Origin of the sequence: Curtobacterium sp. L1-20, from assembly GCF_048755855.1 — a bacterium.
GTDB lineage: Bacteria > Actinomycetota > Actinomycetes > Actinomycetales > Microbacteriaceae > Curtobacterium.
Genome location: NZ_CP151473.1, coordinates 342,018 through 364,891, shown reverse-complemented (window position 1 = coordinate 364,891; position 22,874 = coordinate 342,018). Strand labels below are relative to the sequence as shown.

Annotated in this window: 25 protein-coding genes; 20 read left to right on the top strand and 5 right to left on the bottom strand. The window is 72.0% G+C overall.

Features of this window, described 5'->3' with window-relative positions:
- The first annotated feature begins 18 nt into the window (after positions 1–18).
- The 3 genes from AAEP86_RS03185 to AAEP86_RS03175 are packed head-to-tail and all read left to right on the top strand — an operon-like array spanning position 19 to position 1,865.
- Entirely contained in the window at positions 19–831 is an 813-nt protein-coding gene (locus AAEP86_RS03185; RefSeq protein ID WP_420369100.1) for a putative RNA methyltransferase, read from the top strand.
- Between the two features lie 20 nt (positions 832–851).
- Positions 852–1,292: a hypothetical protein gene (locus tag AAEP86_RS03180; protein ID WP_420369099.1), complete on the top strand. Its 441-nt coding sequence runs from the start codon at positions 852–854 to the stop codon at positions 1,290–1,292.
- Between the two features lie 12 nt (positions 1,293–1,304).
- The gene (locus tag AAEP86_RS03175; protein WP_420369098.1) at positions 1,305–1,865 is read left to right on the top strand and encodes a GNAT family N-acetyltransferase; all 561 of its coding nucleotides are present in this window, start codon (positions 1,305–1,307) and stop codon (positions 1,863–1,865) included.
- Positions 1,866–1,872: 7 nt separating this feature from the next.
- On the opposite strand, the gene AAEP86_RS03170 is transcribed toward AAEP86_RS03175, so the two are convergent.
- A complete protein-coding gene (locus AAEP86_RS03170; RefSeq protein ID WP_420369097.1) occupies positions 1,873–2,298 on the bottom strand; it encodes a VOC family protein in 426 nt (141 codons plus the stop codon).
- Between the two features lie 62 nt (positions 2,299–2,360).
- Between AAEP86_RS03170 and AAEP86_RS03165 the strand changes: the two genes are divergently transcribed.
- The 8 genes from AAEP86_RS03165 (at position 2,361) to AAEP86_RS03130 (ending at position 11,381) form a co-directional block, all read left to right on the top strand.
- Positions 2,361–3,305 carry a helix-turn-helix transcriptional regulator gene (locus AAEP86_RS03165; protein ID WP_420369096.1) on the top strand — a complete coding sequence of 315 codons (945 nt, stop codon included), beginning with the start codon at positions 2,361–2,363 and terminating at the stop codon, positions 3,303–3,305.
- 115 nt (positions 3,306–3,420) lie between these two features.
- The gene (locus AAEP86_RS03160) at positions 3,421–3,558 is read left to right on the top strand and encodes a hypothetical protein (protein ID WP_420369095.1); all 138 of its coding nucleotides are present in this window, start codon (positions 3,421–3,423) and stop codon (positions 3,556–3,558) included.
- Positions 3,555–3,644: a potassium-transporting ATPase subunit F gene (locus AAEP86_RS03155; protein ID WP_017887940.1), complete on the top strand. Its 90-nt coding sequence runs from the start codon at positions 3,555–3,557 to the stop codon at positions 3,642–3,644. Before AAEP86_RS03160 ends, AAEP86_RS03155 begins: the two co-directional genes overlap by 4 nt.
- Positions 3,644–5,329 carry a potassium-transporting ATPase subunit KdpA gene (gene kdpA / locus AAEP86_RS03150; RefSeq protein ID WP_420369094.1) on the top strand — a complete coding sequence of 562 codons (1,686 nt, stop codon included), beginning with the start codon at positions 3,644–3,646 and terminating at the stop codon, positions 5,327–5,329. The genes AAEP86_RS03155 and kdpA overlap by 1 nt, the downstream gene beginning before the upstream one ends.
- 11 nt (positions 5,330–5,340) lie before the next feature.
- Positions 5,341–7,446, top strand: a complete 2,106-nt coding sequence (gene kdpB / locus AAEP86_RS03145) for a potassium-transporting ATPase subunit KdpB (protein ID WP_420369093.1) — start codon at positions 5,341–5,343, stop codon at positions 7,444–7,446.
- Between the two features lie 2 nt (positions 7,447–7,448).
- Positions 7,449–8,054: a potassium-transporting ATPase subunit KdpC gene (kdpC, locus tag AAEP86_RS03140; protein ID WP_420369092.1), complete on the top strand. Its 606-nt coding sequence runs from the start codon at positions 7,449–7,451 to the stop codon at positions 8,052–8,054.
- A 139-nt stretch (positions 8,055–8,193) separates the two neighbouring features.
- Positions 8,194–10,692 (top strand): ATP-binding protein, encoded by a 2,499-nt coding sequence (locus AAEP86_RS03135; RefSeq protein ID WP_420369091.1) that lies wholly within the window; start codon positions 8,194–8,196, stop codon positions 10,690–10,692.
- Entirely contained in the window at positions 10,689–11,381 is a 693-nt protein-coding gene (locus AAEP86_RS03130; protein WP_420369090.1) for a response regulator, read from the top strand. The genes AAEP86_RS03135 and AAEP86_RS03130 overlap by 4 nt, the downstream gene beginning before the upstream one ends.
- 12 nt (positions 11,382–11,393) lie before the next feature.
- Here AAEP86_RS03130 and AAEP86_RS03125 read toward each other — a convergent pair whose 3' ends face one another.
- Positions 11,394–12,257 (bottom strand): LuxR C-terminal-related transcriptional regulator, encoded by an 864-nt coding sequence (locus tag AAEP86_RS03125; protein WP_420369089.1) that lies wholly within the window; start codon positions 12,255–12,257, stop codon positions 11,394–11,396.
- Positions 12,258–12,363: 106 nt separating this feature from the next.
- Here AAEP86_RS03125 and hxlB point away from each other — a divergent pair, with 106 nt between their 5' ends.
- The 3 genes from hxlB (at position 12,364) to AAEP86_RS03110 (ending at position 14,421) form a co-directional block, all read left to right on the top strand.
- Positions 12,364–12,924, top strand: coding sequence for a 6-phospho-3-hexuloisomerase (gene hxlB, locus AAEP86_RS03120; protein ID WP_420369088.1), 561 nt, complete (start codon positions 12,364–12,366; stop codon positions 12,922–12,924).
- Between the two features lie 11 nt (positions 12,925–12,935).
- Positions 12,936–13,574, top strand: a complete 639-nt coding sequence (hxlA, locus tag AAEP86_RS03115) for a 3-hexulose-6-phosphate synthase (RefSeq protein ID WP_420369087.1) — start codon at positions 12,936–12,938, stop codon at positions 13,572–13,574.
- A 106-nt stretch (positions 13,575–13,680) separates the two neighbouring features.
- Positions 13,681–14,421 (top strand): alpha/beta hydrolase, encoded by a 741-nt coding sequence (locus AAEP86_RS03110; RefSeq protein WP_420369086.1) that lies wholly within the window; start codon positions 13,681–13,683, stop codon positions 14,419–14,421.
- A gap of 129 nt (positions 14,422–14,550) precedes the next feature.
- On the opposite strand, the gene AAEP86_RS03105 is transcribed toward AAEP86_RS03110, so the two are convergent.
- Positions 14,551–15,906, bottom strand: a complete 1,356-nt coding sequence (locus AAEP86_RS03105) for an APC family permease (protein WP_420369085.1) — start codon at positions 15,904–15,906, stop codon at positions 14,551–14,553.
- A gap of 196 nt (positions 15,907–16,102) precedes the next feature.
- On the opposite strand from AAEP86_RS03105, the gene AAEP86_RS03100 reads away from it, so the two are divergent.
- The 3 genes from AAEP86_RS03100 to AAEP86_RS03090 all read left to right on the top strand — a co-directional run bounded on the left by AAEP86_RS03100 (position 16,103) and on the right by AAEP86_RS03090 (position 20,349).
- Entirely contained in the window at positions 16,103–16,873 is a 771-nt protein-coding gene (locus tag AAEP86_RS03100; RefSeq protein ID WP_420369084.1) for an HAD family hydrolase, read from the top strand.
- A gap of 77 nt (positions 16,874–16,950) precedes the next feature.
- Positions 16,951–19,461, top strand: a complete 2,511-nt coding sequence (locus tag AAEP86_RS03095) for a glycoside hydrolase family 65 protein (RefSeq protein ID WP_420369083.1) — start codon at positions 16,951–16,953, stop codon at positions 19,459–19,461.
- 120 nt (positions 19,462–19,581) lie between these two features.
- Positions 19,582–20,349, top strand: a complete 768-nt coding sequence (locus tag AAEP86_RS03090; protein ID WP_420369082.1) for an SDR family NAD(P)-dependent oxidoreductase — start codon at positions 19,582–19,584, stop codon at positions 20,347–20,349.
- 39 nt (positions 20,350–20,388) lie between these two features.
- On the opposite strand, the gene AAEP86_RS03085 is transcribed toward AAEP86_RS03090, so the two are convergent.
- Both AAEP86_RS03085 and AAEP86_RS03080 read right to left on the bottom strand, forming a co-directional pair.
- Positions 20,389–20,796: a VOC family protein gene (locus tag AAEP86_RS03085; RefSeq protein WP_420369081.1), complete on the bottom strand. Its 408-nt coding sequence runs from the start codon at positions 20,794–20,796 to the stop codon at positions 20,389–20,391.
- Positions 20,793–21,308, bottom strand: coding sequence for a DUF1697 domain-containing protein (locus AAEP86_RS03080; protein ID WP_420369080.1), 516 nt, complete (start codon positions 21,306–21,308; stop codon positions 20,793–20,795). The genes AAEP86_RS03085 and AAEP86_RS03080 overlap by 4 nt, the downstream gene beginning before the upstream one ends.
- 85 nt (positions 21,309–21,393) lie before the next feature.
- Between AAEP86_RS03080 and AAEP86_RS03075 the strand changes: the two genes are divergently transcribed.
- From AAEP86_RS03075 to AAEP86_RS03065, 3 genes are read left to right on the top strand one after another with little or no spacing between them, the layout of a single operon-like run.
- A complete protein-coding gene (locus AAEP86_RS03075; RefSeq protein ID WP_420369079.1) occupies positions 21,394–21,858 on the top strand; it encodes a prevent-host-death protein in 465 nt (154 codons plus the stop codon).
- A 3-nt stretch (positions 21,859–21,861) separates the two neighbouring features.
- On the top strand, positions 21,862–22,206 hold the full coding sequence (locus tag AAEP86_RS03070; protein WP_420369078.1) for a hypothetical protein: 345 nt from the start codon (positions 21,862–21,864) through the stop codon (positions 22,204–22,206).
- A gap of 45 nt (positions 22,207–22,251) precedes the next feature.
- Positions 22,252–22,707, top strand: a complete 456-nt coding sequence (locus tag AAEP86_RS03065) for a hypothetical protein (RefSeq protein ID WP_420369077.1) — start codon at positions 22,252–22,254, stop codon at positions 22,705–22,707.
- Positions 22,708–22,874 lie beyond the last annotated feature (167 nt).

Here is a 22,874-nt window from a genome sequence, read left to right as displayed (position 1 = left end):
CGACCGTACGCTGGGCGTGTGCGCGACGACCTCCTCCCCGTGCTCGCGTGCCCCGTCTGCGCCGAGCCCCTCGGCCGGGTCGACGGCGGGCAGGTGGGGTGCCCGACCGGACACCGGTTCGACGAGGCGAAGCAGGGGCACCTGACGTTGCTGCCCGCGAAGCGTCGCGCGCTCACGGCGGACACGCCGGAGATGGTGGACGCCCGCCTGCGCTTCCTCGGGCGTGGCCACTACGCCACCGTCGAGCGGGCGCTCGCCGCGGTCGTGGCGGGAGCGGCTGCGCCGGGCATCGTCCTGGACGTCGGTTCGGGGCCGGGCACCTACCTCGCGCACGCCCTCGCCGCCGCGGACGATCGACTCGGTGTCGCACTGGACCTGTCCCCGGTGGCGATCCGGCGGGCGGCCCGTGCCCACGAGCGCGCGGGAGCCGTCGTCGGGGACGTGACCGAGCGCCTCCCGGTCGTCGACGGGGCGGCGGCCGTCGTGCTCGACGTCTTCGCGCCGCGCAACCAGACCGAGTACGCCCGGGTCCTGCACCCCGACGGCGTCCTCGTGGTCGTGACGCCGCGGCCCGGCCACCTGGCGGAACTCGCCGAGGCGACGATCACGGTCGACCCCGAGAAGGAGCGTCGGCTGCACGACTCCCTGACCCCCGCGTTCGGGCTGCGGTCCTCCGAGGACCTGACGTGGACGATGGACCTGACCGCCGACGACGTGCACGACGTGGTGCACATGGGGCCGAGTCACCACCACGTGGCCGCCGACGCGGAGTACACGCCGACGACCGTCACGGCAGCCGTGACGATCAGTACCTGGATCCCGGCGCGCTGACTACCCTCGGCACCATACGGGTGCGGGGGTTCGTCGCGATCGGTCTGGCGGTGGTCGTCGGCGCGGGTGCGCTGTCGGCCTGCACGTCGTCGTCGGGTGGCAGTGGATTCTGCGTTCCGCGGTTGACCGTCCGACCCGGCACGGCGCACCCCGGTGACACGGTGACCGTGTCGTCGAGCGACGTGTGCGACGTCCCGGTGCCCGACCGCGGCTGGACGGTCTCGGTCCGGCAACCGCTCGAGGACGGCCGCGAGGTCACCGTCCGGAGCGCCGACCCCTTCGACGGCTCGTGGTCGACGTCGGTCGCGCTGCCGGCCGACTTCCCCGTCGGGGAGACCAGCGTCGGGATCGACAACTGGGACTACTCCTCCTGCGACGACGGCGCGAGCTGCGCTGCGGCGAGCGGCGACTTCCGGGTCCGGGCGCCGACGCCGACGCCGATGCCGACGCCGACGCCCTAGGCTCTGGTGCCCATGAGCACGCTGACCGTTCGCCTGGCCGCGCAGCCCGTCCTGACCACCGAGCGACTCCGGCTCGTGCAGCTCGGCCCGGAGCACCTCGACGAGACGATGGCGGCACTCGACGACCAGGACGCGATGCGCCTCACCGGGACACGGGGGACGTTCACGCGCGAGCAGGTCCGTTCGCACCTCGACCGCCTGCCGGGAGCGCCAGACCGTGCGGACTTCGCGATCACGGACGCCGGCGGTGCGTACCTCGGCGAGGTCGTCCTCAACGAACTCGAGGAGGACGACCTCGCGATGAACTACCGGATCGCGCTCGCCGGACCGTCGCTGCGCGGGCAGGGCTACGGCACCGAGGCCGGACGTGCGGTCGTGGACTGGGCGTTCGACGTGGTGGGGCTCCATCGCGTGTCGTTGGAGGTCTACGCGTTCAACCCCGCCGCGCAGCGCTCCTACGAGAAGATCGGCTTCGTCGTCGAGGGCCGTGCGCGGGACGCCCTGCGGTGGGACGGTGCCTGGACGGACGCGGTGACGATGGGGATGCTCGCCACCGACCCGCGTCCGCGCTGACGCCGGGTCAGGCCTCCGCGGCGGGGGCCGCGACGTCGAGCTGCCAGACCACGCCGAAGCGGTCGCGCAGCTGGCCGGCGAGCGGTGCCCAGGCCGACGGCCCGAGCGGCTGTCGGACCTCGGCGCCCTCGGACAGCACGGCCCAGTACCGCTCGATCTCGGTCGGGTCGTCGCCGTGCACGAAGACGTAGAACGCGTTCGATCCCTGGTCGTAGGGCTGTCCGGGCCAGATGTCGAAGGCCATCACGCGGAAGCCGGCGGTCGTGGAGACCTGACCGAACACGATCCGGTCCGCCCAGGCCGGGTCCTCCAGGGCGCCCATCTGGCCGTAGGTCGCGGCGGTGACCTCGCCGCCGAAGACCGATGCGTAGAAGTCGAGCGCCGCGCGGGCGTCGCCGTCGAAGTTGAGGTGAGTTGTCGTCTCGATGCTCATGGGACGAGGATGTCGGGCGATGCGGTCAGATCGTGTCCGCTTCTCGGACGAAGATGGACGACATGGCCGGACCCTCCGCTCGCATGCTCGCGCTGCTCTCCCTGCTCCAGGTGCACCGCGACTGGCCGGGCGACGAGCTCGCCGGGCGGCTCGGGGTCAGTCCGCGTACCGTCCGTCGCGACGTCGATCGGCTCCGCGGTCTCGGGTACCGGGTCGAGGCGCTCCGCGGGCCGGCCGGGGGCTACCGGCTGGAGGCCGGCTCCGACCTGCCCCCGCTGCTCTTCGACGACGACCAGGCCGTGGCGATCGCCCTGGCGCTCGCCGTGGCGCCGGCCTCGGGGGCGGACGTCGCCGAGTCGGCGGCGCGAGCGCTCGCGACGGTCCGGCAGGTGATGCCCGCGCGGCTCCGGTCCCGCGTCGACGCGGTGCGGGCCGTGACCGCGACGAGCCGGACCACGACGGACCCGGACGTCCTGGTGGCGGTGAGCGAGGCCGTCCACCTCGGCGAGCTGTTCCGCTTCGGGTACGGCGAGGACGAGACCCCGCGTCGCGTGGAGCCGTACGCCGTCGTCGCCCGCGCCGGCCGCTGGTACCTGCTCGACTGGGACCTCGACCGGCAGGACTGGCGGACGCACCGCATCGACCGGATCACACCGCGCATGCGCACCCGCGTCCCCGTCACGCCGCGTCCGATCCCCGGTGGCGACGCGGCCGCGTTCGTGTCCGCACGCTTCAAGGGATCGGCCGTCGACGACGTGTGGCCGTGCACCGGGTCGGTGGCCACGACGGCGGACGACGCGCGGCGGATCGCGCCGTACCTGCCCGAGGACGCCGTGGTCGAGGAGCTCGACGGCGACCGGACCCGCGTCACCCTCGGGTCGTGGTCGTGGGACGGACTCGCGGGCGTGGTCGCTGGGCTGGCCGTGCCGATCCGGGTCGAGCGGCCGGACGCGCTCAGACGGGCTGTCCGTGACCTGTCGACACGACTCGCGACCGCGGCCGACTGAGCCGCCCGGTCCCGCGCGTTAGGAGCGTGCATGCGTCCGTCAGGGCGCCGTTAGGGAACCGTCAGGACCGGACGGGAGGCGCGGCGCAGGACCCAGCATCGGTTCGGCGCCACTCGTGGTGCCGGTCCGCGTCGTCCGGCGCGGACACCGCAGATCTCTGGAGTCCCTCGTGTTCGACGTCTTCGTCGTCGCCGGTGTCCTCGCCGTGTTCGGCGTGGTGGCCCTGATCGCCAAGGGGGTGGAACGGCTGTGATCGGCATCACCATCGCGGCCGCCGTCCTCGGCATCGCAGCAGTCGTGTACCTCGTCTGGGCGCTCGTGCGTCCGGAGCGGTTCTGATGGGCGCCGCGGACGTCTGGGCGGGCATCGCCCAGGTCGCCACGCTCGTCCTGCTGCTCGTCGTCGCACACCGCCCGGTCGGTGACTGGATGGCGCACGTCTACACCCCGACGAAGCACGCCCGGATCGAGCGCGGCGTGTACCGCGTCATCGGCGTCGACCCCGACGCCGAGCAGTCCTGGCCCGCGTACCTGCGTGGCGTGCTGCTCTTCAGCGTCGTCGGACTGCTGGTGGTCTACCTGCTCCAGCGCATCCAGGTCGTGCTGCCCGGTGACCTCGGCCTGCCGAACGTCGGCCCGGCCCTCGCGTTCAACACCGCGGCGTCGTTCGTGGCCAACACGAACTGGCAGTCGTACTCGCCCGAGGCCACCGTCGGCTACTCCGTGCAGATGGCCGGTCTCGCGGTGCAGAACTTCCTGTCCGCCGCGGTCGGTCTGTCGGTCGCCGTCGCCCTGGTGCGCGGGTTCGCCCGCCGGAGGTCCGGCACGCTCGGCAACGTGTGGGTGGACGTCGTCCGGGGGACCGGTCGGCTCCTGCTGCCCGGCGCCTTCGTGTTCGCGATCGTGCTCGTTGCCGGCGGTGTGGTCCAGTCGTGGGGTGCGGGCGTCGACGTCTCGACCCTCGCGGGTGGCACGCAGCACCTCCCGGACGGCTTCGTCGCCTCGCAGGAGGCCATCAAGGAGCTCGGTACGAACGGCGGCGGCTACTTCAACGCGAACTCCGCGCACCCGTTCGAGAACCCGCAGGCGTGGACGAGCCTCGTCGAGGTCTTCCTGATGCTCGTGATCCCGTTCTCACTGCCCAGGACGTTCGGCCGCATGGTCGGCGACGACCGGCAGGGCTACGCGATCCTCGCCGTGATGGGCGCGATCTTCCTCGTCTCGCTCTCGGTGATGTCGGCGTTCGAACTCGCCGGCGCGGGAACGGCCACCCACGCCGCCGGTGCCGCGATGGAGGGCAAGGAGGTCCGGTTCGGGATACTCGGGACGACCCTCTTCGGCACGACGTCGACCGCGACCTCGACCGGCGCCGTGAACGGCATGTTCGACAGCTTCACGCCGATCGGCGGCATGATGGCGCTGCTCAACATGATGCTCGGCGAGATCAGCCCCGGCGGTGTCGGGTCCGGCCTCTACGGCATGCTCGTGCTCGCCGTGATCACGGTGTTCATCGGCGGCCTCCTGGTCGGCCGGACGCCGGAGTACCTCGGCAAGAAGATCCGGGCCCGCGAGATGACCTTCGCCGCGCTCTACATCCTCGTCACGCCCACGCTGGTGCTCCTCGCGACCGGGCTGTCCCTGGTGATCCCCGGCGTCCGCGAGCAGGTCCTGGGCACGAGCATCTTCAACCCGGGCAACCACGGCCTGTCCGAGCTGCTCTACGCGTTCACCTCGGGCGCGAACAACAACGGTTCGGCGTTCGGCGGCCTCACCGCGAACACGACGTGGATGAACTCCGCGCTCGGCGTCGTGATGCTCCTCGGTCGCTTCGTCCCGATGGTGTTCGTCCTGGCGCTCGCCGGGTCGCTCGCCGCGCAGGACAAGGTGCCGGAGACCGTCGGCACGCTGCCCACCCACCGGCCGCTCTTCATCGGCCTCCTCGGCGGTGTCGCGATCATCGTGACGGCGCTGACCTACTTCCCGGTGCTCGCACTGGGTCCGCTCGCAGAAGCCCTCGCACGATGAAAGCCGACACCATGACCACCGCGACCTCCGCCCCGGAGGCGACCACCGCCTCCCGGCAGACCACCTCGTCAGCCTTCGGACCCCGCCAACTGGCGGCGGGCCTCCCGGGTGCGCTGCGCAAGCTGGACCCGCGACTGATGTGGCGGAACCCCGTCATGTTCATCGTCGAGGTCGGCGCCGCGCTCACGACCGTCTCGCTGTTCGTCGAGCCGTCCGCCTTCACGATCGCCATCGCCGTGTGGCTCTGGCTCACCGTCGTCTTCGCGAACCTCGCCGAGGCCGTGGCCGAGGGCCGCGGCAAGGCGCAGGCCGACACCCTGCGGAAGACCCGGTCCACGACCAGCGCCCGACGCGTGCTCCGGTACGACGCGACCGACGCCGCGGCGACCGGCAACGAGACCGAGGACGTCGCCTCGGTCGACCTCGCCAAGGGCGACGTCGTCGTCGTGGTCGCCGGGGAGGTGATCCCCGGGGACGGCGACGTCGTCGACGGCATCGCCTCGGTGGACGAGTCCGCGGTGACCGGTGAGTCGGCGCCCGTCATCCGCGAGTCCGGCGGCGACCGCAGCGCCGTCACCGGCGGGACCCGGGTGCTCTCCGACCGCATCGTCGTGCGGATCACCTCGACGCCCGGAGAGACCTTCATCGACCGGATGATCCGGCTCGTCGAGGGCGCCGCCCGCCAGAAGACGCCGAACGAGATCGCGCTGAACATCCTGCTCGCGTCGCTGTCGATCGTCTTCGTGATCGTCTGCCTCACGATGCAGCCGATCGCCGGCCTGGTCGGTGCCACCGTGAGCATCCCGGTGCTCATCGCCCTGCTCGTCTGCCTGATCCCGACCACCATCGGCGCGCTGCTCTCCGCGATCGGCATCGCCGGCATGGACCGCCTCGTCCAGCACAACGTGCTCGCGATGTCCGGCCGTGCGGTCGAGGCGGCCGGTGACATCACCACGCTGCTGCTCGACAAGACGGGCACCATCACCTACGGCAACCGTCAGGCCTCCCGCGTGGTGCCGGTCCCCGGTGTCGCCGAGGCGGACCTGATGGGGGCCGCAGCGCTCTCGTCGGCCGCCGACAGCACCCCGGAGGGCCGGTCGATCGTGTCCCTCGCCGAGGCGGCCGGGGTCGCCACCTCGCTGCCCTCGGGTGCCGTCGAGGTGCCCTTCACCGCGCAGACGCGCATGTCCGGCCTCGACCTGGCCGACGGCACCGAGGTCCGGAAGGGTGCCGCCGCGGCCGTGCTCGCCTGGGCCGCCGCGTCCTCCTCCGCTGCCGACCCCGGCGTCGTCTCCGCGATCGACGCATCCGTCGTCGCGATCTCCGACCAGGGCGGCACCCCGCTCGTCGTCGCCCGCCGCGACCCGTCCGGCGCCGTCGCGCTCCTCGGCGTCGTGCACCTCAAGGACGTCGTGAAGGACGGCATGGCCGACCGGTTCGCGCAGCTCCGCGCGATGGGCATCCGCACCGTCATGATCACCGGCGACAACCCCCGCACTGCGAAGGCGATCGCCGCCGAGGCCGGCGTCGACGACTTCCTCGCCGAGGCCACGCCCGAGGACAAGCTCGCCCTGATCCGCAAGGAGCAGGAGGGCGGCAACCTCGTCGCGATGACCGGTGACGGCACGAACGACGCACCGGCGCTCGCCCAGGCGGACGTCGGCGTCGCGATGAACACCGGTACGACGGCGGCGAAGGAGGCGGGCAACATGGTCGACCTCGACTCCGACCCGACCAAGCTCATCGACGTCGTCCGGATCGGCAAGCAGCTCCTCATCACCCGCGGGGCGCTCACCACGTTCTCGATCGCCAACGACGTCGCGAAGTACTTCGCGATCATCCCGGCGATGTTCCAGCTCGCGTTCCCGGGGCTCGCAGCGCTGAACGTCATGGGGCTGCACAGCCCGTCGTCCGCGATCCTGTCGGCCGTGGTCTTCAACGCGCTGGTCATCGTGGCGCTCATCCCGCTCTCGCTCCGCGGCGTCGCGTACCGCGCAGCGTCCGCGTCGTCGATCCTCGGCCGCAACCTGCTCCTCTACGGGGTCGGCGGCGTGGTCGTCCCCTTCATCGGCATCAAGCTGATCGACCTCGTCGTCGGTCTCATCCCGGGGTTCTAGTCATGGCATCTGCACGATCCACCTTCCGTTCCACGGGTGTGGCGATCCGCCTCACCCTGCTCAGCACCGTCGTCCTCGGCATCGCGTACCCACTCGCGGTCTGGGGTGTCGGCCAGGCCGCCTTCCACGACCAGGCCAACGGCTCGATGGTGACCTCGTCCGACGGGACGACCGTCGGCTCCTCCCTGATCGGGCAGTCCTTCAGCGGGAAGGGCGCCGACCGCTGGTTCCAGTCCCGCCCGAGCGCTGCCGGCGAGGACGGCTACGACGCGAACGCGTCCAGTGGCTCGAACCTCGGCCCGAACAACCCCGACCTGGTGCAGGCGATCGAGGAGCGCCAGCGCCGGATCGCCGAGGCGGACGGGGTCCCCGTGTCCTCGATCCCGGCCGACGCCGTCACCGCCTCCGGCTCCGGTCTCGACCCGGACATCAGCCCGGAGTACGCGCTCCAGCAGGTGTCCCGGGTCGCGGACGCCCGCGGTCTGTCGGAGGAGCGCGTCCGTGCGCTCGTCGAGCAGCACACCGAGGCCCGGCAGCTCGGGTTCCTCGGTGAGCCGGTCGTGAACGTGCTCGAACTCAACCTGGCGCTGGCGGCGGCGTCGCGCTGATGCCCACCCCGCAGGAACCAGGTTCCGGACACAGCACCAGGGAACAGCGCGGTGCAGTGTCCGGAACCTGGTTCCGCGGGTCGGCACAGGACGCACACCACGACACCCACGACCACGGCGAACGCGGGAGGATGAGCACGTGAAGCGAGGCAAGCTGCGGGTCCTGCTCGGTGCGGCACCCGGTGTGGGCAAGACCTTCACCATGCTCGAGGAGGGGCGCCGCCTGCTCGACGAGGGTCGTGACGTGGTCGTCGCCGTCGTCGAGACCCACGAACGCGCCGCCACCGCGGCGCTCGTCACCGGCCTCGAGGTCGTCCCCCGCCGCCGCGTCGACCACCGAGGCGTCGAGCTCGACGACATGGACCTCGACGCCGTGATCGCCAGGGCGCCCGACGTCGCCCTGGTCGACGAGCTCGCCCACACGAACGCACCGGGCGGCCCGCACGAGAAGCGCTGGCAGGACGTCCAGGCGCTGCTCGCCCGGGGCATCGACGTGATCTCGACCGTCAACGTGCAGCACATGCAGTCCCTCGGCGACGTCGTCCGCGAGATCACCGGCACCGTCCAGCGCGAGACCGTGCCGGACGCCGTCGTGCGCGCCGCCGATCAGATCGAGGTCGTCGACCTGGCACCGGCGGCGCTGCGCGAACGGCTGTCGGACGGACTCGTGTACCCGGCGGCGCGGATCGACGCGGCCCTGTCGAACTACTTCCGGCTCGGCAACCTGACCGCCCTGCGCGAGATCGCCCTGCTCTGGCTCGCCGACGAGGTCGACGACGCGCTGAAGGCGTACCGGGCCGAGCACGGCATCGACCATCGCTGGGAGACCCGTGAGCGGGTGCTCGTCGCGCTCACCGGCGGCCCGGAGGGCGAGACCCTCCTGCGCCGCGGTGCCCGCATCGCCGCCAGGAGCGCCGGCGGGGAGCTCGCCGCGGTGCACGTCACCACGAACGACGGCCTGCGCGAACGCCACCCCGGGGCACTCGGGAAGCAGCGTGCGCTGCTCGAACAGCTCGGCGGGACGTACCACCAGGTGGTCGGCGACGACGTGCCGACCACGCTCGTGCGGTTCGCGAAGTCGATCGACGCGACGCAGATCGTCATCGGCGTGAGTCGCCGGAGCCGTCTCACCGCCGCGATCACCGGCCCGGGCATCGGCACCACGGTGATCCAGGAGTCCGGCGACATCGACGTCCACGTCGTGACGCACGAGCGCGCCGGTGGCGGCTTCGCCCTGCCGCGGCTCGGCGGCAGCCTGTCCCGTGGTCGGATCCTCGCGGCCTTCGTGCTCTCCCTGGTGGCCGGTCCGCTGCTCACCTGGGCGCTGTCGTTCGGCAACGACCCGGACGCGATCACCGTCGACGTGCTGGCGTACCAACTGCTCGTGCTCGTGGTGGCGCTGGTCGGCGGGATGTGGCCCGCGGTGTTCGCCGCGGTGCTGTCCGGCTTGAGCCTCGACTACTTCTTCGTGCAACCGCTCTACATGGTCACCGTCCAGCAGCCCTGGCACCTCGTCGCCCTCGTCATGTACGTCATCAGCGCCGTGCTCGTCAGCTTCGTCGTCGACCGCTCGGCCCGTCGGTCCCGGGCCGCGCGGCGTGCGGCCGCCGAGTCCGGACTCCTCGTCGGCATCGCCGGCAGCGTCCTCCGCGGCGACGACGCCCTGCAGGCCCTGCTCGACCGCACCCGCGAGGCCTTCGGCTTCGCGGGCGTGCGGATCCGGCAGGGTGACGAGGTACCGGCTGCGTCGGGGACGTTCGGCGACGCACCGGACGCCGCCACGACCCTGCCGTCGGGCGCCGTCCTGGAGTTCGCGGGGGCGCCCGACGACCCGACGCAACGCCGACTGCTGCGCGTCGTCGAGCAGCAGCTCGACGCGGCCGTCGAGCACCGCGAGCTCACCCGGACCGCCGTCGACGCGGAACGGATCGCCGCGGCCGACCGTGTCCGCAGCGCCATCCTCGCGGCCGTCGGCCACGACGTCCGCCGACCGATCGCGGCCGCCTCCGCGGCGGTGCAGACCCTCCGGGCGTCCGACATCGAGCTGTCGCCGACCGACCGGGAGGCGCTGCTCGCGACCGCCGACGAGAGCCTGCGTCAGCTGGCGGTGCTGTTGGCCGACCTGCTGGACGTCAGTCGCGTGCAGGCCGGGGTCCTCGCCGTGACCCCCGTGGCGGTGGCGCTCGAGACCGTGGTCGCGCCGGCCCTCGACGAGCTCGAACTCGGTCCCGACGACGTCGACCTCGACCTGCCCGCGGAGCTGCCGCCGGTCCTCGCCGACGCGGTGCTCCTGCAGCGGGTCGTCGTGAACCTCCTCGCGAACGCCGCCCGGTACGCCCCCGATGGCACCCGGGTCCGCGTCGCCGCGAGCGCGTTCGCCGGCGGGGTGGAGCTGCGGGTGGCCGACCACGGCCCCGGCATCCCCGAGGACCGCCGCGGCGAGGTGTTCCAGCCGTTCCAGCGACTCGGGGACACCGACAACGACACCGGGCTCGGACTCGGACTGGCGCTCGCCCGCGGGTTCACCGAGGGCATGGGCGGCACGATCGAGGTCGACGACACCCCGGGCGGTGGACTCACGGTCGTCGTGCGGCTGCCGATCGCCGGACACCTCGGAGTGGAGGCGCGGAGCGCATGAAGGTCCTGATCGCCGACGACGACGCCCAGCTCGTCCGTGCCCTCGCCGTGACGTTGGCCGCCCGCGGCTACGACGTCGTCACCGCCCGGGACGGCCGCGCCGCCATCGACGCCGTCATCACGGAGCGTCCCGACCTGGTGCTGCTCGACCTCGGGATGCCCCGGCTCGACGGCATCGGGGTGCTGGAGGGCGTGCGCGCCTGGTCGCAGGTGCCGGTGCTCGTGCTCTCCGGGCGCACCGACTCGTCGGACAAGGTCGACGCGCTCGACGCAGGGGCGGACGACTACGTGACGAAGCCGTTCCAGATGGACGAGCTGCTCGCCCGGCTCCGCGCGCTCGGGCGGCGGCAGGTCGCGGCGGCCTCGGCGGCCGGGGCGACCCCCACCGTCGCGATCGGGTCGCTCGTGGTGGACCTCGTCGCGAAGCAGGTCACCCCCGAGCAGGGACCGGCCATCCGGCTGACCCCGACCGAGTGGCGCCTGCTCGAGGTCCTCGTCACGAACCCGGACCGGCTGATGACCCGCGAGATGCTCCTGACCGAGGTGTGGGGGCCGACGCACGGCAGCGACTCCGGGTACCTGCGGCTGTACATGGCCCAGCTCCGCCGGAAGCTCGAACCGGACCCGTCGCACCCGCGGTACCTGGTGACGGAGTCGGGCATGGGGTACCGCTTCAGTCCTGCGGGGTGACCGCGCCGCCGGTCACCGGGCGTGACCGACGGCAGCGAGCTCGGCGCGGGTCCGGGCTCCGTGCTTCCGGAGCAGGTTCGCCACGTGGTACTTGACGGTGTTCAGGCTGATGCCCAGACCGTCGGCGATCTCGCGGTTGCCCACCCCGGTGACGACCAGGCGGAGCACGTCCTGCTCGCGCGGGGTCAGGTCGGACGAGTCCGTCGTCACCGAGCCCCCGGCCGGCGGGTCGAGCGGGATCGCGATGTCGAGCACGGACCCCCAGCCCGCCGTGGACTCGACCTGCAGGACGCCGTCGAGCGCGACGACCCGCTCGGCGATGGGCCGCATCGCGTCGTCGTGGGCATCGAGGGTGCCGGCGCCGTCGTCGCGGAGCTGCATGAGGAGGTTCCGCCCGTCGCAGTCCCACTGGATGCGGACCCGTCGCGCGGCGCCCTCGTCGACGAGGGCCAGCACCGCCGTGCGGACGATGGCACGGGCGCTGTGCGCGACGTCGCCGGGCAGGGCCCGGCCGGTCGCCGGCGGTTCGACGAACTGCACGTCGAGGTCGCCGAACCGGACCAGCGGACGGAGGTCGGCACGGAGCCGGGAGAACGCCCCCGTCACCGGCTCGAGGAGGGCCCCGCGCTGCCGGTCCGTGACCGTCCGGAGGTCGACGAGTGCCGCGGACGCGATCTCGACGGCCTCGGCCCGCGCCGCCGCGTCACCGACACGGGGTGAGCGGAGGACGGCGAGCACCGACTCCAACGTGAGGGCGTGACGGTCGGCCTGCTCGGCGACGGTCCGGGTCAGCTCCGCCAGGGCGAGCCGACCGGCGGGGTCGAGCCGCGCCTCCGGGTCGTCCACGGTGCTGGTGTCGCTCGGTGCGTCGGTCACGGGACCACCGTACGTCCCACCCGACCGGGTGGGGCCACCCGATCGGGTGGGGAACCCGCCGTGTCGGGTAGCGGCGCGACGGCTGCGACCGGACGAGCATCGGACCATGCCGAACGCGACCGTCCCCGACGCCCTCGCCCTCGTCGTCCGCGAAGCCGAGGGACTCGACACACGGGTTCAGGGTGACTCCGACGCCGCACTCGCGCTGCTCGAGGGCGCCGACCGCGTCTTCGTGCACGGAGCCGGTCGGTCCGGCCTGGCCCTCCGGATGACCGCGATGCGCCTCATGCACCTCGGGCTGACCGTCCACGTGGTCGGCGAGACGACCGCGCCCGCGATCCGGCAGGGCGACGTCCTGCTCGTCGCGAGCGGGTCGGGCACCACCGGCGGCATCGTCCAGGCGGCACGGACCGCGACCGAGGTCGGGGCGACCGTGCTGGCCGTCTCCACCACCGACACGTCCCCGCTCGCCGACCTCGCGGCGGTCACCCTCGTCGTCCCCGCGGCGACGAAGACCGACCGCTCCGGATCGGCCTCGGAGCAGTACGCCGGCAGCCGGTTCGAGCAGGCGCTCGTCCTGCTCGGCGACGCGCTCTTCCACGCCCTCTGGCAGCGGAGCGGTCGCTCCGCCGACGACCTGTGGCCCAGCCACGCCAACATCGAATGACAAGGAACCCCATGAAGCTGCAGTTCGCCATCGACACCCTCTCGACCGAGACCGCCCTCGAGCTGGCCGCCCAGGCCGCCCCGAGCGTGGACATCCTCGAGCTCGGCACGCCCCTCATCAAGAGCGCCGGCGTCTCGGCGATCACCGCGATGAAGGAGGCGCACCCGGACAAGACCGTGTTCGCCGACCTCAAGACGATGGACGCCGGCGAGCTCGAGGCCGACATGGCCTTCGCCGCCGGCGCGGACCTGGTCACCGTGCTCGGCGTCGCGGGCGACTCCACCATCGCCGGGGCGGTCGCCGCCGGCAAGAAGCACGGCAAGGGCGTCGTCGTCGACCTCATCGGCGTGCCCGACAAGGCCGCCCGTGCCCGCGAGGTCGTCGCGCTCGGCGCCGAGTTCGTCGAGGTGCACGCCGGGCTCGACGAGCAGGCGGAGGAGGGCTTCACCTTCGGTGACCTGCTCGAGGCCGGCAAGGCGTCCGGCGTCCCGTTCTCCATCGCGGGCGGCGTGAAGGCGTCGTCGATCGGTGACGTGCAGGCCGCGGGTGCGGTCGTGGCCGTGGCCGGCGGTGCGATCTACAGCGCCGACGACGTGGCCGCCGCCGCTGCCGAGCTGCGTGCGGCGATCACGGAGCCCGCGGCCGTCTGACGCCTCCGTCCGGCGTCGACGGCGCGCCCGCCCCGGGCGCGGGTAGCGTCGACGCGGACGACCGCGCACGCGGACCGGTCGCCGTGCAGCAGGGAGCAGGGCCACGATGAACCGAGCACTCCGCTGGACCGCGTGGACCGTCGCGGTGGTCGTGCTCCTGGCGGTGGTGTTCCTCGTGTGGGCGAACGTCGTCATGCAGGGCACGCGGAGCGCGGCGCTGCAGGTCTGGCGGGACGACCGCGTGTCCGTCCGCGACGCCGGCGACTCCGTGGTGATGACACCGACGAGGTCCCCAGACGGCAGGGGCATCGTCTTCATCCCCGGCGCCAAGGTCGACCCGTACGCCTACCTGGCGACATTCCGCGAGGTCGTGGCGTCCGGTACCACGGTGGTCATCACGAAGCCGACGTTGCACCTGGCCTTCTTCGACACCCGCCCGCTCGCGACGTTCCAGGCGCACGCCCCGACGGTCCGGACGTGGGCCGTCGGCGGTCACTCCCTCGGCGGTGTCCGCGCGTGCCAGCTCGCGAAGGACGCCGACGGCCTGCTCCTGCTGGGCAGCTACTGCGCGGAGGACGTCAGCCGCTCCTACGTCGACGTGCTCAGCGTCTCGGGATCGCGGGACGGCCTGTCGACGCCCGCGAAGGTCGCCGCAGCGCGGCACCTCCTGCCGACCACCGCGACCGTCACCGAGATCCGGGGTGCGAACCACGCCGAGTTCGGCGCCTACGGCGACCAACCGGGCGACGGGCGCGCGACGATCTCGCGTGCCGACGCACGGAAGCAGATCAGCGACGCGGTCCGGGCGTGGATCCGCGGAGTCCCGCCGGGCAGCGATCTGCACTGACCGTGGCCCGCCGGACGCGAGCCTCCCGCTCGGGTCGGCGCGCGCCTGGTGTCGTGTCCTGGGACGTGACCCGCCCGTCCGGGCGGGCCCGTGCCTCCTGTCCGGTCTGGAGGCGCGACCCGCCTCGGATCAGCGGATGACGCCCGCCTCGTGGTCGCGACCCGACCGCCGTCCCGAGAGGCGGGCGGCGAAGTACAGCACGACGCCCACGGCGAGGAGGATCGCCGCGTAGAGCCAGACCTGCCCGCTCTGCTGCGTGAGCAGCAGGACGCACGACGCGACGCCGAGCACCGGGACGAAGGTCCACACGCGGAAGTGGTCGTGCTCGACGTGGTCCTTCCGCAGGACCAGGACGGCGACGTTCGTGCTGATGAAGACGAACAGCAGCAGCAGGACGACGGTCTCGGCGAGGACGCCGACGTCGCCGACGAGCGTCAGCAGCATCGCGACGACCGTGGTCGCGACGATCGCCGTCCACGGGGTCCTGCGGTTCGGCAGGACCTTGCTGAGGACCGCCGGGAGGAGTCGCTGCTCCGCCATGCCGTACGTGACGCGGCTCGCCATGATCATCGTCAGGAGCGCGCCGTTCGCCACCGCGACCAGCGCGATGAGGCTGAACACCCAGTCGGGGACCGGGACGCCGCTGGCCGAGACCACGGCGAGCAGCGGGCCGCTCGACGACGCGAGCTCCGACGACGGCAGGGCGATCGCGCTGGCGAGCGCGACGAGGACGTACACGACGCCCGCGGTGGCGAGGGCGCCGAACAGGGCATTCGGGTACACGCGGCGGGGTTCGCGGACCTCCTCGGCGACGTTCGCGGACGTCTCGAAGCCGACGAACGAGTAGTAGGCGACGATGGCCGCGCTGAGCGTGGCGAGCGCGGGGTTCGCGTCCGCCGGGAACGCACCGATGCGCGTGACGTCGCCCCCACCACCGCCGAGCATCACGGCGACGACCACGATCACGATCACGAGTCCGGACACCTCGATGATCGTCATCACCACGTTGCTCTTCAGGGAGTCGGAGATCCCGCGGGCGTTGAGGCAGGCGATGAGCGCGAGGAAGACGACGGCGGTGGGCACCCGCGGCAGGTCGACGAACGTGCCCAGGTAGTCACCCGCGAAGGCGAGCGAGAGACCGGCGGCGCTCGTGACCCCGGCGGCGAGCATGCTGAAGCCGACGAGGAACGAGACGATCGGCGCCTTGTAGGCGCGCTCCGCGAAGACCGCGGCGCCGCCCGCCTTCGGGTACTTCGTCACGAGCTCGGCGTAGGACCCGGCCGTGAGCAGGGCCAGCAGCAGCGCGAGCACGAGCGGGGCCCACAGCGCTCCGCCGACGTCCTTCGAGAGCGTGCCCATGAGGGCGTAGATCCCGGCGCCGAGGACGTCGCCGAGGATGAACAGGTAGAGGAGCGGGCCGGTGATCGCCTGCTTGAGCTTCGAGCCGTCGGCTCGCTGGCCCGCGGCCGTGGTGTCGCTGGTCATGGTGGTGCCTTCCGTCGCCACCAGGCTGACCGCGCGGTCCTCCGCGGTCGCACAGGCGGTCCCGATCACGCGGTTCCTCCACGGGAACGCGCGCGTGAACTCTTTCCACAGCGCGGGCGGCGCGTCGGAACGCGGTACCTGGAGCGGTCCTAGACTCGTCCGGAAGCAACGTCGAACCGTCCACGAAGGGCCGCACATGACGACGCCGGACCGGCGCACCCCCGCGCGACTCGCTGACCAGCGAGCGCTCCTGTTCGACCTCGACGGGGTCCTCACCCCGACGGCCGACGTGCACATGCGCGCCTGGAGCCGTCTCTTCACCCCGTACCTCGCCGCGCACGGTGTCGCGCCGTACACGGAGCAGGACTACTTCGACTCCATCGACGGCAAGCCCCGGTACGACGGGGTCCGCACCCTGCTCCACTCGCGGGGCATCGACCTGCCGGAGGGCACGCCCGACGACTCCCCGGACGCCGACACCGTCTGCGGCCTCGGCAACCGCAAGAACGCCGAGTTCACCGCGGAGCTCACCGAGCACGGCGTCGAGCCCTACCCCGGCTCGCTCCGGTTCCTGGTCGCCGCGATCGACGCCGGGCTGTCCGTCGCGGTGGTCTCGAGCTCGGCGAACGCGCAGCAGGTGCTGCGCACCGCCGGCATCCTCGAGCGCTTCCCGGTGATCGTCGACGGTCTCGTCGCGCGGCAGGACGGGCTTGCCGGCAAGCCCGCGCCCGACACCTACCTCGACGCGGCGAGCAGGTACGGGCTCACCCCGGCCGAGTGCGTCGTGGTCGAGGACGCCACGAGCGGTGTCGAGGCCGGCCGGAACGGTGCCTTCGGTCTCGTCGTCGGCGTCGACCGCGGCGCCGGTGCGGATGCGCTGCTCGCCCACGGCGCCGACGTCGTCGTGCGCGACCTCGACGAGCTCGTCGACCAGCTCCCGGCGTCGACGACCACCGACGCGTCGTAGGTCGCACGGCCGGGGCGACCCGCGCCTCCCGTCCGACCCGTACGCATCCCCCTCTCCTTCCCTCCCCACGGAGCAGCATGAACCCCATCACCTCGGACCCCCTCGACCGTGTGCGGTACCCGATCGACGAGTGGGCACTCGTCGAGACCGAGTACGCACCCGACGAGCAGGGCGTCGCGGAGACGAACTTCGCCGTCGGCAACGGGTACCTCGGGCTGCGCGGCAACCTCGACGAGGGCCGTGGCGGCGTGCAGTACGGCACGTACGTCAACGGGTTCCACGAGACCTGGCCGATCCGGCACGCCGAGGACGCCTTCGGGTTCGCGAAGACCGGTCAGACGATCATCAACGCGCCCGACGCCAAGGTCATCCGGCTCTACGTCGACGACGAGCCGCTCGTCCTCGCCGAGGCGGACATCCTCCGCCACACCCGGCGGCTCGACTTCCGCGGCGGGTACCTGTACCGCGAGACCGAGTGGTCGACGCCGTCCGGCAAGCGGGTGCTCATCCGCGCCCGTCGTCTGGTGTCGTTCACGGACCGGCACCTTGCGGTCATCGACTACGAGGTGACCGTGCTGGACGGCGACGCCTCGATCCTGCTGTCGAGCCAGATCCTCAACCGGCAGGACGTGCAGGACGAGTACCACGCGGGGATGCGCGCCGCGGCGAACGCCTTCGACCCCCGCAAGGCCGAAGCGTTCACCGAGCGGGTGCTCGAGCCGAACCTCAAGCGCAGCACCGGTGGCCGGTCCCTGCTCGGGTACCAGGCGGCGAGCTCGGGCATGACCATCTGCGTCGGGGTGGAGCACCACCTCGAGACCGAGAACAGCTGGGACGAGTCGTCGTCGATCGAGGACGACCTGGCGAAGCACGTGTACCGCGTGCAGGCGCGCGCCGGGCAGCCCATCCGGCTGACGAAGCACGTGGTCTACCACACGTCCCGTGGCGTGCCGGCCCGCGAACTCGCCGATCGCTGCGACCGCACGCTCGACCGTGCGCGCGCCGAGAGCGTCGACGAGACGTTCGCGAAGCAGCGCGCGTGGATGGACGACTTCTGGGCCAGGAGCGACGTCGAGATCGCCGGGCAGCCGGCGCTGCAGCAGGCGGTGCGGTGGAACCTCTTCATGCTGGCGCAGGCCACGGCCCGGACCGACGGGCACGGCATCGCCGCGAAGGGCGTCACCGGCTCCGGCTACGGCGGCCACTACTTCTGGGACATGGAGATCTACGTCCTGCCGTTCCTGTCGTACACGGCGCCGATCGTCGCCCGGAACGCCCTGCGGTTCCGCTACAACATGCTCGACGCCGCACGGTCGCGTGCCCGGGAGCTGAACCAGCACGGCGCGCTGTTCCCGTGGCGGACGATCAACGGCGAGGAGTCGAGCGCGTACTACGCCGCCGGTACCGCGCAGTACCACATCGACGCCGACATCGCCCACGCGCTCATGCAGTACGTCCGCGCCTCGGACGACCGCGAGTTCCTCAAGCGGGGCGCGATCGACATCCTGGTCGAGACCGCGCGCCTGTGGGAGGACCTCGGGTTCTGGCGCTCGAACGGCGACAAGAAGTTCCACATCGACGGCGTCACCGGCCCGGACGAGTACACGACCGTCGTCGACGACAACCTCTACACCAACGTCATGGCGCGGGCGAACCTGTGGTTCGCGGTGAACGCCTGCCGCGAGCTCGCCGCCGACGACCCGGAGGAGTACGACCGCATGGTGCGGCGGACCGGGCTGCAGGCGCAGGAGATCGCCGACTGGGAGCACGCCGCCGAGTCGATGGAGATCCCCTTCGACCCGCACCGCGGGATCCACCCCCAGGACGCGCAGTTCCTCGACAAGGAACTCTGGGACCTCGAGAACACCCCCGAGAGCAAGCGGCCGTTGCTGCTGCACTACCACCCCCTGGTCATCTACCGGTTCCAGGTGCTCAAGCAGGCGGACGTCGTCCTGGCGCTCTTCCTGCAGGGGCACGAGTTCACCGCCGCCGAGAAGCGTCGTGACTTCGACTACTACGACGCCCTGACCACGGGTGACTCGACCCTGTCCGCGGTCGTGCAGTCGATCATGGCCGCCGAGGTCGGGTACCACGACCTCGCGCTGCACTACTTCCAGACCGCGCTCTACGTCGACCTGGCGGACCTGCACGGCAACACCAGCGACGGGGTGCACATCGCGTCGACCGGTGGCGTGTGGGGCGGGCTCGTCAACGGGTTCGGCGGCATGCGCGACCACGGCGGTCGGATGACCTTCAACCCGCGTCTGCCGAAGGACTGGGAACGGCTGACGTACCGCATCACCGTCCACGGGTCCCGCATCCGGGTCGACCTCGAGCAGGAGCGGATGACGTTCACGGTCGAGACCGGCGAGGGCTTCACTGCCTGGGTCCACAACCAGCAGTGGGACGTCACCGCCGGTGCCCCCACCGTCGTGCCGATGCCCCACCACGGTCCGCGGATGACCGGTCGCGCACCGACGACGAGCGACATCCAGGGCACGCTGCGCGCCGACGGGTCGGTGGTGACCGCGTCGATCCCGACGATCTCGCTCGACCGCGACCTCGACCCGGACGAAACGACCGCCTGAGCGTCCCGCTCGTACCCGCCTCCGAACGCACCCAGCCGGAGGCGGGCACCGTGGTGCGCCGTGCCCCTCGGGCCGATGGCGTCTCCCGGGCACGGTCATCGTGCAACGAGAGGAGACACCATGGACATGCGCTTCGAGGGCAAGGTCGCGATCATCACCGGAGCGGGATCCGGCATCGGCGAGGCAACCGCGCGGGCGTTCGTCGCCGAGGGCGGCTCGGTCGTCATCACCGACAGCGTCGACGAGAAGGTACGCGCCGTCGGGGACTCCCTGCCGACCGACCGGACCGTCGCGCTCCGAGCGGACGTCGCCGACCCGGACGACTGGCAGACCGTCGTCGACGCCGCCGTCGACCGCTTCGACCGCATCGACGTCCTCGTGAACAACGCCGGCACCTTCAGTTCCGGAGACATCACCGACATCAGCACCGACGAGTGGCGGCGGGTCATCGAGACGGACCTGTCCGGGGTCTTCTACGGCACCCGCGCAGCGCTGCCCTTCCTCCGCGAGACGAAGGGGTCGATCGTCAACACCTCGTCGGTGTCGGGCGAGGACGCCGACTGGCGCATGAGCCCGTACAACGCGGCGAAGGGTGGCGTCACGAACTTCACGAAGGCCGCTGCGCTCGACAACGGGCAGTTCGGCGTCCGCGTGAACGCCGTCGCGCCCGGGCTCATCTGGACCGACCTCACGCAGGACCAGGCGCAGGACGAGGACCTGCAGGCGAAGTTCGCCGAGCGGGTCGCGCTCGGCCGGGGCGGGCAGCCCGACGAGGTCGCGGCCGCGATCCTGTTCCTCGCGAGCGACGCGGCGTCGTTCATCACCGGTGCGGTCCTCGCCGTGGACGGCGGGACGACCGCGAGCAACGGGCAGCCGCCGCAGTCCTGAGCCCGCAGCGTCCTGTCCTGCGACGTTAGTCGCCGCGCCTCACCGCGCCTCGCCGTCCGGCTGGTCGGCGACGAGCTCGACCTTGAACCGCTCCGCGTCCTCCAGGAACGCGGCGTGGTGGTCGGGCCCGCCGGCGTACGGGTGGCGGTCCTCGTACAGGCACCGCCATCCGTGCTCCGGGGCGGCGGACCAGATGTGCTCGACGTCGTCGGACGTACCGGCGTGGAACGCGAGGTGGCTCAACCCCGGACGGCGGCGGTCGTGCACGCCGTCGAGCGGCGCTGATTCGAGCACGACGTACACCGGGCCGAGACGCCAACTCCGGCCGCTCGGCCACCGTTGGAACGGTTCGTAGCCGAGTGTTCCGAGGAGCCACCCCCACGCGTCCCCGGCGGCACCGAGGTCGCCGGTCCGCAGCTCGACGTGGTGGAGCCCGCCGCGCGTCACAGGAGCTTCCGCAGCGTGTTCGCGTTCCGGGTCGTCGTCGTCCGCTTGAAGCGGGCGGCGCCGGCCCGCTTCGCGAATACGGTGTCGGTGCTCGACCCCTTCGGGCACGACCAGTAGACGACCCCCGTGCCACGGGTGACCCGCTCGACGGCCTCGTCGACGTCGAGGTCGGCCAGCAGGTCGTCGAGCGCCGCCTCGTCCGAGCCGAAGAGCACGTAGTCGTGGCGGTCCTCGGCGGAGGGGAACGGGAAGCCGTCCACGATCGCGGCGAGGTCGTCGTGCGGGACGAGCACGATCCAGGCGTCGTACCCGAACCGGTCGCGGAGCGCCTGCTCGATGGCGGGCTGCAGCGCCTCGGCCGTGGCGTCGGACGTGAACACGACGTTGCCCGAGGCGAGGACGGTCCGGACGTCCCGGTACCCGCGCTCCCGGAACAGCGCCGCGAGGTCGGCGCTCTTGATCGTGATCCCGTTGACGTTCACCCCGCGCAGCAGCGCGACCCACCTGGTCATGCCGGAACCGTACCGTGGGCACCCGACGGCCCGGTCCTGCATCGATGTCCTTGCGTTCAGAACACGTTCTGAATACGCTCGGCACATGACCCTCATCGCTCCCGGTCGTCCACGACGTTCCGTGCAGTCCTCCGACCTGTCGCGTCACGCGAAGGAGGTCTTCGCGGCCGCTGAGCACGAGCCGCTCGAGGTCACCCGTCGTGACGGGAAGCCACTGGTGCTGACGACGAAGGAGCGCTCAGACGAGGACGAGGCGGTGCTGGAGATCGCGGCCCAGCTCATCGCCGCCGTCACCGTGCACGAGGACCTGCCGCTGCACGACCGGCTCGCCGTTCCGTACCCGTGGCTCAAGCTCCTGAGCCGCGCCGACCAGCAGCGGTTCGCCCGGGAGATCGTCGACGTCGCTCGCGGCTCGTTCTCCCTGCACCAGCCCCGCCGGCTCCTCCTCGAGATGCAGGCCTGGCGGAACTCGGCCGAGGCCATCGCAGCCGGGTGGGACACGAGCGAGCCCGAGATCGTGGGCGACCCCACGCCCGTCGAGAAGCCCTGACCGGTGGCCGCGCGACGTGCCGATGTCGCCCGGCCGGTGCGGACGACCGAGTACACGATCGTCTTCGGGACACGATCGGCGGAGCTCGGTCGGCGGGACCTGGTCGCGACTCAACGCAACGCGGTCGTGGCCGCCTGGGAACGGCTGACCACGGACCCCACGGCGGAGGACCTGGCCTGCCATGCGCTCCGCGGGGAACTCGGGGTCGTGACGCACTCCGGCCGCACCTGGGTCCGGCGGCAGCTCGAGCTGAAGCGTGGCGCGCGCCTCTGGTACACGGTGGACGACGACGACCGGACGGTGCACCTCCTCGCCGTGCACACGCACCACCCGAACGCGACGAAGTGACCGCACCTCGGAGCACCGGCAGCATCGCTCCGGTAGACGAGACCCATGACGAACGACGACGCCCAGGGCCCCGACGACCAGCACCAGGTACCGGAGGGGGTGTCCGAGGCGACCGTCGAGGCCCTTGGTACCCTGTCGGCCGCGGTCGAGGTCCTCGAGCACGCCCGCGGTCTGCTCTACGGGTTCCACCGTCTGACGGGCACGGCGGACCTCAACCTCGGTGAGGCCGTCGAACAGCTCCGGAAGGCGGGTCACACCGAGCTGGCCGAGCGGATCGACACCGAGCTCGTCGGTCGCAACGTGATCGACGGGCGGTGGACCTTCCAGATCGTCGAGGACTACGACGACAACTACTACGCCCTCGCCAAGGAACTCGAGAAGACCGCGCGCGACCAGCTCGTCGGCGGTAAGCGCCACCTGTACGAGGCGAGCATGAAGGAGGACCGGCGCACCCCGGGCCGGCGTCGCCACGAGGCCAAGCCGGCCGACCTGCCGGACTGATCCGCGCCTCCCGGTCGGCCGCGACGCGGGCGCGACCACGACGCGGGAGCGACAGTTCAACGCTGATGATCCGCGGAGGACTGTCGCTTCGACGGATCGCCTTCGCACGCCTTCGCGGGAACTGTCGCCCTGGCGGCACGGTCCGGACCGCTCCGGTCCGAACCGCT

Excerpts from the sequence above, each read along its gene's own strand:
- AAEP86_RS03175 (WP_420369098.1), top strand. The coding sequence starts at position 1,305 with ATGAGCACGCTGACCGTTCGCCTGGCCGCGCAGCCCGTCCTGACCACC.
- AAEP86_RS03170 (WP_420369097.1), bottom strand. The coding sequence starts at position 2,298 with ATGAGCATCGAGACGACAACTCACCTCAACTTCGACGGCGACGCCCGC.
- AAEP86_RS03165 (WP_420369096.1), top strand. The coding sequence starts at position 2,361 with ATGGCCGGACCCTCCGCTCGCATGCTCGCGCTGCTCTCCCTGCTCCAG.
- kdpA (WP_420369094.1), top strand. The coding sequence starts at position 3,644 with ATGGGCGCCGCGGACGTCTGGGCGGGCATCGCCCAGGTCGCCACGCTC.
- kdpB (WP_420369093.1), top strand. The coding sequence starts at position 5,341 with ATGACCACCGCGACCTCCGCCCCGGAGGCGACCACCGCCTCCCGGCAG.
- kdpC (WP_420369092.1), top strand. The coding sequence starts at position 7,449 with ATGGCATCTGCACGATCCACCTTCCGTTCCACGGGTGTGGCGATCCGC.
- AAEP86_RS03130 (WP_420369090.1), top strand. The coding sequence starts at position 10,689 with ATGAAGGTCCTGATCGCCGACGACGACGCCCAGCTCGTCCGTGCCCTC.
- hxlB (WP_420369088.1), top strand. The coding sequence starts at position 12,364 with ATGCCGAACGCGACCGTCCCCGACGCCCTCGCCCTCGTCGTCCGCGAA.
- hxlA (WP_420369087.1), top strand. The coding sequence starts at position 12,936 with ATGAAGCTGCAGTTCGCCATCGACACCCTCTCGACCGAGACCGCCCTC.
- AAEP86_RS03110 (WP_420369086.1), top strand. The coding sequence starts at position 13,681 with ATGAACCGAGCACTCCGCTGGACCGCGTGGACCGTCGCGGTGGTCGTG.
- AAEP86_RS03105 (WP_420369085.1), bottom strand. The coding sequence starts at position 15,906 with ATGACCAGCGACACCACGGCCGCGGGCCAGCGAGCCGACGGCTCGAAG.
- AAEP86_RS03100 (WP_420369084.1), top strand. The coding sequence starts at position 16,103 with ATGACGACGCCGGACCGGCGCACCCCCGCGCGACTCGCTGACCAGCGA.
- AAEP86_RS03095 (WP_420369083.1), top strand. The coding sequence starts at position 16,951 with ATGAACCCCATCACCTCGGACCCCCTCGACCGTGTGCGGTACCCGATC.
- AAEP86_RS03090 (WP_420369082.1), top strand. The coding sequence starts at position 19,582 with ATGGACATGCGCTTCGAGGGCAAGGTCGCGATCATCACCGGAGCGGGA.
- AAEP86_RS03080 (WP_420369080.1), bottom strand. The coding sequence starts at position 21,308 with ATGACCAGGTGGGTCGCGCTGCTGCGCGGGGTGAACGTCAACGGGATC.
- AAEP86_RS03075 (WP_420369079.1), top strand. The coding sequence starts at position 21,394 with ATGACCCTCATCGCTCCCGGTCGTCCACGACGTTCCGTGCAGTCCTCC.
- AAEP86_RS03065 (WP_420369077.1), top strand. The coding sequence starts at position 22,252 with ATGACGAACGACGACGCCCAGGGCCCCGACGACCAGCACCAGGTACCG.